The 10,345-nt window shown below is 59.1% G+C and carries 8 protein-coding genes and 1 pseudogene; 6 read left to right on the forward strand and 3 right to left on the reverse strand.

The window, feature by feature from the left end:
• Together ATN37_RS32660 and ATN37_RS21335 are read left to right on the forward strand one after the other, a co-directional pair.
• Nucleotides 1-124: pseudogene (locus ATN37_RS32660) on the forward strand (IS481 family transposase); the annotation flags it as partial.
• A gap of 2,393 nt (nt 125-2,517) precedes the next feature.
• On the forward strand, nt 2,518-3,297 hold the full coding sequence (locus ATN37_RS21335) for a hypothetical protein (protein WP_058037596.1): 780 nt from the start codon (nt 2,518-2,520) through the stop codon (nt 3,295-3,297).
• Nucleotides 3,298-3,861: 564 nt separating this feature from the next.
• Here the strand turns inward: ATN37_RS21335 and ATN37_RS21340 are convergent.
• On the reverse strand, nt 3,862-4,269 hold the full coding sequence (locus tag ATN37_RS21340) for a histone-like nucleoid-structuring protein Lsr2 (RefSeq protein WP_082661356.1): 408 nt from the start codon (nt 4,267-4,269) through the stop codon (nt 3,862-3,864).
• A 236-nt stretch (nt 4,270-4,505) separates the two neighbouring features.
• Between ATN37_RS21340 and ATN37_RS21345 the strand changes: the two genes are divergently transcribed.
• From ATN37_RS21345 to ATN37_RS21355, 3 genes are all read left to right on the forward strand, one after another.
• Nucleotides 4,506-5,297, forward strand: a complete 792-nt coding sequence (locus ATN37_RS21345; RefSeq protein ID WP_218695594.1) for a hypothetical protein — start codon at nt 4,506-4,508, stop codon at nt 5,295-5,297.
• Between the two features lie 749 nt (nt 5,298-6,046).
• Nucleotides 6,047-6,403 (forward strand): Lsr2 family protein, encoded by a 357-nt coding sequence (locus ATN37_RS21350; protein ID WP_058037592.1) that lies wholly within the window; start codon nt 6,047-6,049, stop codon nt 6,401-6,403.
• Between the two features lie 1,546 nt (nt 6,404-7,949).
• The gene (locus ATN37_RS21355) at nt 7,950-8,204 is read left to right on the forward strand and encodes a hypothetical protein (RefSeq protein WP_058037591.1); all 255 of its coding nucleotides are present in this window, start codon (nt 7,950-7,952) and stop codon (nt 8,202-8,204) included.
• A gap of 113 nt (nt 8,205-8,317) precedes the next feature.
• Here the strand turns inward: ATN37_RS21355 and ATN37_RS21360 are convergent, their stop codons facing one another.
• On the reverse strand, nt 8,318-8,641 hold the full coding sequence (locus ATN37_RS21360; RefSeq protein WP_058037590.1) for a hypothetical protein: 324 nt from the start codon (nt 8,639-8,641) through the stop codon (nt 8,318-8,320).
• A gap of 41 nt (nt 8,642-8,682) precedes the next feature.
• Nucleotides 8,683-9,435, reverse strand: a complete 753-nt coding sequence (locus ATN37_RS21365) for an SDR family oxidoreductase (RefSeq protein ID WP_058037589.1) — start codon at nt 9,433-9,435, stop codon at nt 8,683-8,685.
• Between the two features lie 126 nt (nt 9,436-9,561).
• Between ATN37_RS21365 and ATN37_RS21370 the strand changes: the two genes are divergently transcribed.
• Nucleotides 9,562-10,266 (forward strand): LysR family transcriptional regulator, encoded by a 705-nt coding sequence (locus ATN37_RS21370; RefSeq protein ID WP_308125226.1) that lies wholly within the window; start codon nt 9,562-9,564, stop codon nt 10,264-10,266.
• Nucleotides 10,267-10,345 lie beyond the last annotated feature (79 nt).

Below are 10,345 nucleotides of genomic sequence, written 5' to 3' on the forward strand. Positions count from 1 at the left end.
CACCGCCGTGGAAATCTGGAACGTTCACTACAATTATCATCGACCGCATTCAACACGCGGAGGACGACCGCCCGCCGCTTACCGCCGGCACCGCGTAACTAACGTCCGTTCCTCATACAACTAGTTGGTGCCATAGAGTATCAACTCAATTCAGGCAAACTGCTGTGAAGTGACCGGCTCGTTTCTGTTGTCCCACCGCGTGACTTCGGGAAAGCATCGCGGTTTCAGAAAGTACGGATTTCACCGGCGTTCCCCATCGATCGAATCGGTCTTGTCTCGCAAACGGTGTATCTGCCGATTGGGTGGTTCACTTCGACTACCTCGAAGCCCTGGCTGCGCAGAAGTGCGGTCACGGCGACGCCATGCGAACCGGTGCGTTCGACTCCGATCCGAGTCACCAAACCAATCGACGAAAACCGATGCAGCAGAGCCTTGTAACCCGCCTCGGACGATCGATGAATGCGGTGACGTGAAAATCGAGGAGAACCCCGGATCGACGCTCGTTGCAGCGGAAAGCCACGAACGGCTGGCGACGACCACCGATAGATCCAAACAAGGACACAGTTCACTCCGGCGGCCGTCGAGTCAGATGCAGCTCAACGCAATCACCAGGGCTAGTGTCGGCATCTTGACTTGCCCCAAGGTTTCTTACCCATGTCGGAGTGCGGATCGCCGCTCGCTCAAAGGCTTCGATTCATGCCACGACCGTATCCGTCGGAGTTCCGATTCCGGGCCGCAACTCTTGTCCGAGCTGGCAAACCGATCACCACCGCCGTATACGAACTCGGCCTCAGCGCCGCCGCGCTCCACACTTGGGTTCGCCCAGATCAAGTCGACCGGGGTGAACGGTCAGGCATCACCAGAACAGAATCTGCGCAGCTGACCAAAGCGAATAAGCGCATCCGACTACTCGAAATCGAAGTCGAAATCCTCCGCACTGCCGCGGCACTGTTCAGGGAGAACTGCTCGGCCCCAGAAGAATTCACCCGATATTCGACATGCTCGTCGACGCCGGAACCCGTGAAGGGCTGTTGCCGGCTTTGGTGTCAGCAACCTAGGTTACTGCGTCTACAAGATCCAGCCGATGTCATCCGCCACGGATTCGCTGGCAGTGGCTCACGGGCTGATCGGAGAACTCCACACAGCCTCGCGACAGCCCTACGGGTCTTGATCTGTGTATACGGAGCTCACGCGCGGTATGACATCGTGGTCAGTGAAAACCTCGTCGGCGAACTCATGAGGTTCGGCGTCGCCGGCCTGCCTGGTCCGGCGAAAGACCAACGGTTGAAGGGCGTCGCGACGGCGGAGGATCTCGTGCACCGGCAGTTTCATCGTATCGAGCCAAATGAGTTGTGGGTTAACGTAATTACCGAACTTCTTACCCGGAAGAATTGTACCGTGGCGCGGTAGTTGACATGTTTAGCCGGAAGGCCGTTGGCCGGTCGATCGATAACTGCCAAGGCCCGACACTGGTATGGAGTGCCTTGCAATGTGGCGATCAAGGATCGGAAACCGTCTCCCCGGGGGGGGGGGGGGATTGTGCACGCCGAGCTTGGTGTTCAGTTCACGGCCTGCGTATTCACTAGCGGAATTCGTTCCGTGGCTTTGGCCCCCCTCATTTGGCACCACCAGCGACGNTCACAGGGTCGACCTTGGGGACCGCGTCGCCAGAGTGATCAACCCACTGACCTCGGGATGAAGTGCTCGTTGTGCAGTGAATGAGGTCGAGCCGCTGTTCTGGCGCTCGCCCAGTAATGCGGGTCGGCACGCGCGAAGGCGACCTATCGCAGGTTCAACGGTTAACCTCCCGGTCAGCCCCCCCGGCGGTTGGTAGTCAATTCGTGCCACGTCCGAATCCCCGTGTGGCTTGGATTGCTTGTGGCAGAAGAGTATCCGATTTCGGTCATTTCGGGCGAAATTCGGAAACTATCGCCCAAAAGTACTAAGGGATGACGGGGCGGCCAGTTGAGTCGCGCGATCCCGTGAATGGTCACGTGGCAACACGAGCGCGGAGTGAATCGATCTCCCGCGACGCCAATTCAGTTACGTTGTCTGCCAATTCTGTTCGACTGCTCGACCGGTTCTCCGACTTCCAGTGGAGGCGAAGGACCCTTGCACTGCGATAAAGTATGAACTTTTCGCCTTTCCTTGACTTTGTCGGCAAAGTGAGAAAACTGGTACCTGTTCTAGGGATTTGGGATGTGAGGATTCTCGCCGGCACTGGACGCAGGATGCGATTCTTCTGCATCGCTGCGAAGGCTTACCCTACATCGATCTTCTACCGCCGACCATGTGTGGACTCACTGAGCTGAAATCTACCCTCGGGCTGTCCTGCAACGGTATTCGAACCTGCCTTGCTCCGAGAAGCAACACCCGGAATGGCGCTGTACCGAGTTCGTTCTGTCTACGAATAGGGAGGAGGAGTTTTTCTTTGCGATGATGCCGCGATTCGAAATCTCTTGCGACATTTCATCTTGTTGAACGTCAATCGTTTCTCAACGAAAGAAAAGGTTCACAATGACTGTATCTCTCGCTCGGCGTGCCGGAACGACTGCCGCGATCTCTGCGGCAGCATTAGGGTTGGTGTTTGCGGCCACGATGCCGGCGTCGGCCCACAACGTGACGACGAATTACAACAACGCCTGCATGGGCGACCCCAATTCACTCATTGCCGGCAATGTTCACCAGCCGCTTCAGGCTCACTCAATGTCGGTTGCGCACTCGTCGTCGACACCGGGCACCTACACGATTCAGCCAGGCTCGCAAACCGTTCCGACCAGTGGTGGCGGTGCCACCGTCATCAATCTGAATCGATTGAACCTCGTATTCAAGATCGATCCGGCAACCTTCACCTCAGCGTCTATCGTCTCCGGGACGGGCAGTGGATTCAGTGGCACTCCGGTGGTCACTCGAGTGAACGCAAGTGGTGCTGCCGACGCTACAGGGTCCTACCTTTCCCTCAATGGCGGAGTCGGAACAACGATTGCGGGTGCGAGTCCGGGCGGCTCGAATACCTCTGATGCCGGTTTGACCGCGCTTGCCGGCGCCACCTTCACGCTGCCTTCGGTCCAAGTTGTCACGACCTCCTCCAACCCGGCGGTTTACATCAACACCGACGGTGATGCCGGGAAGTACGCAAACCCGAAGAATTACATGACGTTCTTGTCGAAGGCGACATTGTTCGGAACTCAGTACGCCCCGACGATGTGCTCGGCAACGGACGTCACGCCGCGGACCGACTCGAATATCGGTTCCGTTCTGACGCCGAACGGCGGAGCAGCCAACCTGCACCCATGATTGCCGGCACTGGTGCCGCGCGCCGAGTCGATGTGACCTCCAGCGTGCGCTGAACATGCAACGTCGCAGTGCTCGGTGAGAAGTTGCCCCACGCCTGTTCGGGCGTGGGGCAGCCTTCGTTCTTTCGGCGACTTCAGTACTGAAGTACGGCCTTGTGCCCGTCGCTTCTCTGTGGCAGGCGTGTGACCCGGGCCGGTAACCCTTTAGTCGCTAAGTCGAGGCGCTCCCTCGATCTCGGTCCCGCGCTCGCGGCGCCACAATCGACGACGCTGAGTTCCGTGGCCGACTTACATCGTCGACCTCGGGCACATCAAATTCTCCGGAGCCAACGGTGCGACTCAGAGTCAGGCCAGGTAAGGGCGGGTTTAACGGTCCCGCCGGATGGATGTGAGAGAGCCTGAACGCAAACCAAAATTCAGTGACAGTGCGCCGTACAAGTGTTTACAGATATCGCAGTATCGTTCGTTGACCGTTCCCCCCGATATGCGCTTTTCGATGAAACCAAGCAAGATGGCCGTGGCACCCAGAGAATGCTGTTGACCTGCATCGGAGATAAGGTCGCGCCTACCTAGGAGCCTGTGCTGCTCCACCTACGATTCTATCGTCGAACGAAGATCGTCGGTGCGCGGCATTGAACGCCTGAATGATCTGCTTTGTGATCCCCCCAGACGGAGACACTGCATAGTTATGTATCTTTGCCCAGCTGAGTACGGCCTGCAGTTGCTGCTCCGCATGTGCGAAATCGAGGGATTTCTCGACACCTCGGGATTCTGCATCGACAGCCCTGGTGTCGATCCGTTGTGCACAAGCGATGTATTGCCGGAGAACAGCTTTCAACTTTTCCGCATTGGCTGGCCTCAGATCGATCACGTAATCCGTTCCGCGGAAGGAGAATTCAATCCTCTCGTTGACCTCATCGGCGACAGGCATTCCGTCCAGATCGTCGACACACTGTAGAATCAGTCTCTCCACCAAGACGCAATGCTCCGATCTGTCTGTTTGATCCTCAGCGTATTCGTCAACTTTAGCGTGGACGCCGACCGGGTCTAGGACTCACGGCAAGTGGCTCCTAGGCGTACTAGAAGACAGGTGCGCGGAGCCAGTGGGTGATCGCCGCAGTGCAGACTGTGACGGTATATGAGTGGACTTTTCGTATCGACGAGGTCTCCGTCAAGATACGATTCGCTCAACCGCGATTGGAGACGCTCGTGACCTTCCCCGACGTCGAGGTACCTCTGTTCCGGCTCGATTACAGCGATGACCAGACATGGCACGAGGTCGTGCGGGAAGCTCTCGGTCCGGCTTCCGATCGCACAGACCCGCTGACCATTGTAGAAAGCCCCGAATTCGACGGGATGGATATCGACGAACTGCTGGCGCGCCTCAACGAGGACGACCCGCGGTATCAGTTCTTCGTGGTCGCCGATGCTTCAACACTCGTGGATGCGGACCACCCGTTCACCGTCATCACCGCCGCCAACCCTCCCGGGAGACTATCCGTCTCGGCCTACACTTTGTCGGGCGTCGTAGTAAACCTGTGGATCAGCAATCTCGACTTCGAGGACTACAGTGCGGCGGCTGACTCGGACGGGGTGTACCGGGCAACCCAGCCACAGCTCACCGAGCCTCAGGAGCAGATGACAGAAGTCGATGAAATCGTCGGGGCGATGGGCGACGGTCCGTGGCCCGGGGCGCTCGAGGAGTTCCGAGTCGGCCTGCTGGATTACCGTGCCCGGGCAGGATTTCGTGTGTTCACTTCCCTCGTCGATGCCCGTCGTCTGTACGAGAACAGCTCCGAGCGTCCCATTTCGGACTACTCGAAGTACTGGGATGTGTACGGACACGATGAGTACCTCGACGCGCTTCGCGAGGGCGGTCAGGTGCTGGTATTCAGGTTCGATCTGATGACCGGACACCGCGATAACCACTGGAGTGCGATTCTCGACCCGCCCACCCTCCGTGTGCTCGGCGCCGAGCGGTGGATCAAGCACTCAAGCTAGGCGGCATGACGAGCCGGAAAGCGCTGCGGTGCTTCAAAATGCCGTCATAGCCTGGACAAACATTCGTTCAGATATGCTCTGGGCGCTATGCCGCAGTCTGCTGTAGTAGGTCCCGCCGATAGACCGCCTTGTCGCGGAGCGTCGCCCACAACACATTCAACCGCCGTCTCGCGAGCGGAGCCTGCCTGCGTATGACGTTTCGCTCTGCTCGTTTGCGGTCATCGGAGAGCTTCGACTGGGCGATGTGCCGGATACTGAGCTGCGCCGACAAATAGAAGGCTCGCAATAGTCGGGCGGACGTATCTCCGCAGTCGCCGAAAATTTCCGCTGACCCGACCAGAATCGCGCGGCACCGGCGCCAGTCTGGAAATTCAACCCGCCTGTCGGCGCTCCTGAACGCAGACACATCACCCCCAGCCCCGGCGAGAGTTCGGCACCGAGCAACGGCCCGAAGCCGGCATCGATGCGATCACCTCCGGAGACCGGTGCCGACTGAAACACTCCTCGACCGAAGAATCCAACTCTCGTAGTTCAACATTCAGGTTCAAAATCTGGCGCGCCGACCGACGGACTGTCGATGCTGCGACATCTTGACCGCCACCCGCCGACTGCCCATGTGCGGCCTCGAACGCAGTATCGGCAAGCCGATAGGCGTTGAAGCCGCTCGAGGTCGTCTCGGTGTCGGGACAAGAGTTGCTAGGGTTGCCCGGTCATTGGAGAGATTCCTATCGAATTGGAGACGATGTTGCATGGCTGAGAGAGTGATTCGCCAACTTATCGACGATCTCGACGGTAAGCCCATTGACGACGGATTCGGCGAACGCATCCAATTCTCGTATCAGGGGTCGGACTACCTGATCGATCTGCGGCCGACGAACGTCGACAAGTTCAACGCCGCCCTCGAGCCTTTCGTGATGGTGGCCGAGAAAGTCGGAAAAGCACGCCGCGGCAGTAAAGCCGATGTGACGGTGAAGAATACCGGTTCAGGTCGCTCGAAAGAGCAGTTGCAGGCAGTGCGGGACTGGGCAGTTAAGAACGGCTACGACGTGGCTCCGCGTGGTCGGGTCAAAGTGGAGATCCTCGATGCCTTCGACGCTGCGCACTGATTCGATCCGTTTGCTACAGGCTGGCCTTCAACACTGATGGAAAGCGGGTGATGGGAATGGACTTTCGCACACTCTCATCGGCCTGGTCCGGTGTGGATTCCGTCATTGTTGTCATCCCCTGTGCGAACTGTGGGTGTTTCCAACAGAAAACACCTACGCATCTCGCACCCTTCCGCAGCCGAAGGAAGTCGAAGCGTGTCGCCGACACAACCGTGGGTCACAGGCCCACTCCGACTGCCCACCAAGGGCGACCGCGATTGGGCGCAGTCATCTCCGGGTACAGTTCCGCAAGCGGCCTGCGGAGTGCGCGCATACAAATCCAGTCGGTCCACCGTCGACGTCTTGCTGCTCATTGTGCAGGCTGCACCGCAACCGTCAGTCCAGATCATCCCCCGAGTTCCCTTGCGGGCGAGTAGGCCTGGCAAGGGAAGTAACATCGACGGCGGTCCATCGGTCGCTCCTCGTTGAGCCAGACACCGTCTGTATCTTTGTTTCCGCGAATCATCGATGGGGCTGCGGTCGGTCGAACCTGCGTTTGCCAGCACTATCGGCGACGGCTCAGGCGGAATGGAGCGACTGGAATGTAATCACGAAGCCGTCGATGGTTTCACGTACAGCTTTCTCATCGTGCGGTGCGAGGCTCGGGTCGTCGTGGCGTAGAGCGCTCATGATTCGACTTGCTTCGGTGGCGTCGACGGTCAGGGCGCATTTCGACGGTAGCGGTGCATCCTACGACTGCGACGGAAGTGGCGGAGGGCAGAGATTTGGAGTAAAGCGCCGACCGTATGCGAGTGGTGTGGCGAAGCCATCCCGGACGGGGAAGCGCCCCACGTCTCGCAATGACGTCGTCAATTCGACCCCGGACGCTCGGTGGCGCGGTTGGGAATCCAGGTCCAGGTTACGATCGGGCACGGCTCGGCGAAAATGTGCGGCGCTAAGTCGGTAGACTCGTCGTGTTTAATGACCTGAAGTTGCGGGCAGCATGGTATTTCCCCCTCGGACAGACGTCACCATCTAAGTCTGCGGGGTCTGTTGACTGCGTGCCCCCTAGTCCGGCAGGGGTGCGCATGGTCCGTCCGGTTGTTACTGACGAGCGACCGGACGGACCGCCCATGTTTGCACTGTGAATGGGTGGGGCATTAGTGGTGTGGTCCATCGGAATGAACCCCATTTATTCTCACCGGTGGACCCTTGATCTGCGTGTCGAACTTTCATCGGTCCCGACACGCATGGTCCGCCGACGGGATGTTCACAGCTGATGTCGGCGGACCGCCAAGACTGCGCGCCCGTCCCCGACAGTTCGTGCGCGCCGCCCATCGAGCTGCGGTCACGCTCCGGCGCCGGTGGGCACCTGGTTCCCCGCGCCACAGTCGGTGCGCTAGTTCCGCTCCGCCTCAGGGTGTGGCCCGAGAGGACCACCGAGAACCGCGTGCCGCCTGAGTGGGCTAGATCGGGCACGCATGGCCCAACTGGGACGGCCCGGGCAGCCGTGATCTGGTTTGGGCCACCTCTTGTCCAGTTGGTACGGGTTGGCAGACTAGGAAACGTGAAGCACCGAAATTTCGATCACAACCCAGAGCTGACCGAGGCCGTATTTCAATACGGTTCAGACGGCTACGAACTGTCTGTCGCCGAGGCGAAGCGCCTGATGTCGGAAATTGAGACCATCATGAACGGGGGAGGATCCGGCCTGATTCGTGCGACGATCGATGGCGCCGAGAGGGCATTCCTCATCTCGGCCGGAGCGCTCGTCACCTTCCATGTCCCCATCGCAGTCCCGGGGGAAGACCCGGAGGCGTAGCTATCGGTCGCTCGGTCGCATCCCATCTCACGGCGAGCATCGCGGAATGGTTCTGTACCTGATGCGCGTGTATCGATCCGCGTTGTCGGTGTGGGTTTGCACTCATTCAGGGATTAGGCGCGGATGTCCATCCTGGACATCGCATTTCCTTCGATAACGAACGTGAACGTACTGGGTCCGTTGAAGCCGTTTCCGCCGACCCGAGCGGAGACGGCTGTTTCCGAGGTTCTGCTGACGAAGTCGAGGACAGACAAGGTCACCTGTTTACCAATGAATTCCGTTTCATTCCACGTGCCGATCTCGGCGCGGCCGGTGAATTCACGCCGCCAGTCGTCGACGACTCCGGCGGCAGTGAAGGTCCTGAGGAAGGCGTCGGTGTCTCCGTCGTTGGTCGCTTCGATCAAGGCTGCACCGGGTGCCGGCAGCGTGGCGGTCATCGGTCTTCTCCTCATGCGAGCGGAAATTAACGAGCTTGGTGTCAGCGGGTGGTGTAGCCGCCGTTGGCGAAGATCGTCTGTCCGGTGATCCACCATCCGTCGTCTGCGAGGAAGCGAACGATCGGAGCGATGTCTTCGATCTGGGTCAACTGATTCTTCATTGCCTGGGATTTGTGGAAGTCGACGCGTTCGGGGGTTTCTTGGCCGTAGAAGAACGGTGTGTCCATCGGGCCGGGGGCGATGCTGTTGACGGAGATTCCGCGCGCCGCGAACTCTTTGGCTGCCGCCCGGGTGAAGTGTTCGACCGGGCTTTTTCCGCCGGCGTAGGTGGAGTATCCATCGGTGAACGCACCGAGTAGTGCGGTGACGATGGTGATGACCTTGCCGTCGTCATTGAGGCGTTTCCCTGCTTCTTTGATGAAGAAGTAGGCGGCTTTGGCATTGATGTCGAGCATCGAGTCGTATTCGGCTTCGGTTGTTTCGATGATGGGTTTACGTAGGACCTTGCCAGCGGTGTTGACTGCAATGTCGACACTTCCGAACACGTCGATCGCGGTGTCGTAGAGGCGTTCGACGTTAGTGGGTACGGTCAGATCGGCCTGGAACTTCACTGCTTTGACGCCGGCCGTTTCGACCGCGGCGACTGTTTTGTTTGCGTCCGCTTCGCTGCTGTCGCTGTTGTAATGGACCGCGACGTTCACCCCCTGGGCAGCGAGGGTGGTGCTGATGAGTCCACCGAGGTTCTTGGCGCCGGCTGCGACGATCGCTGACTTGCCTTGCAGTGAATTCGACATGCTTGCTCCTGTAATCGACAGTGTGACAACATCACGCTACGGATCGGATTCACAATTGGTAAGCACACAAAATGGGTTATTCAACAAACAATGTTTGTATGTCGGAGCTCAGAAGGTGAGGTATTTGTGGACGTTGATGACCAAGGGATTGATACGGGACGATCGCCATCACCGCTCGATCTGCGCCGTCTCGCTCAATTCGTTGCCGCGGCGGACCACGGAAACTTGACCAAGGCAGCGCGGTCACTGTTCATGTCTCAGCAAGCGATGAGTTCTGCGATGCGCTTGTTGGAGAAGGAGGTCGGCGCCGAACTCTTCACGAGGCAGGGTCGAAGTGTCGTCCTGACGGCGGCCGGCCACAAACTTCGAGAAGGCGCACCCGCGTTGCTGGCAGCGACGGAATCGCTGTCCGCGGCGTCCCGCCGTGCGGCGCAAGATCGAGTGCCGGCATTCGTTGTTGGGCACACTCCGGCGGTCACGTCCGAGGAGGCATTTGATCTGGTCGCTTCGGTGCGTGAGGTGATGCCGGAGCTCTCGATCACGGTTCGGCAGTTGTTTCCCGGTGAGATCGAACGTGCGTTGATCGATCGGACGATCGATGTCGGGTTGCGGCGCGGGGTGAGTACGCCAACCGATCTCGCCGCGGCTGTTCTCGGTTACGACAAGCTTCGGCTCGCTGTCGATGCCTCTCACCCCCTTGTAGGGCGCAAAGACCTGACCCTCGCGGACATAGCGAAATTCACTCTGATTGTCTGGGCGCCGCCTCAACATTCCTTCTACACGGATGGGTCTGCTGCACGATCAGGTGACAGGTTGAGTCACGCAGCCTGAGTGGCTGGTGTGGTCATGATGGTCTCGTATTCTATGGGGGTCAATCGGCCGAGCCCGACTTGGCGGCGTCGGCGGTGGT

The sequence above is a fragment of the Rhodococcus sp. MH15 genome (assembly GCF_019266045.1).
GTDB lineage: Bacteria > Actinomycetota > Actinomycetes > Mycobacteriales > Mycobacteriaceae > Rhodococcus_F > Rhodococcus_F qingshengii.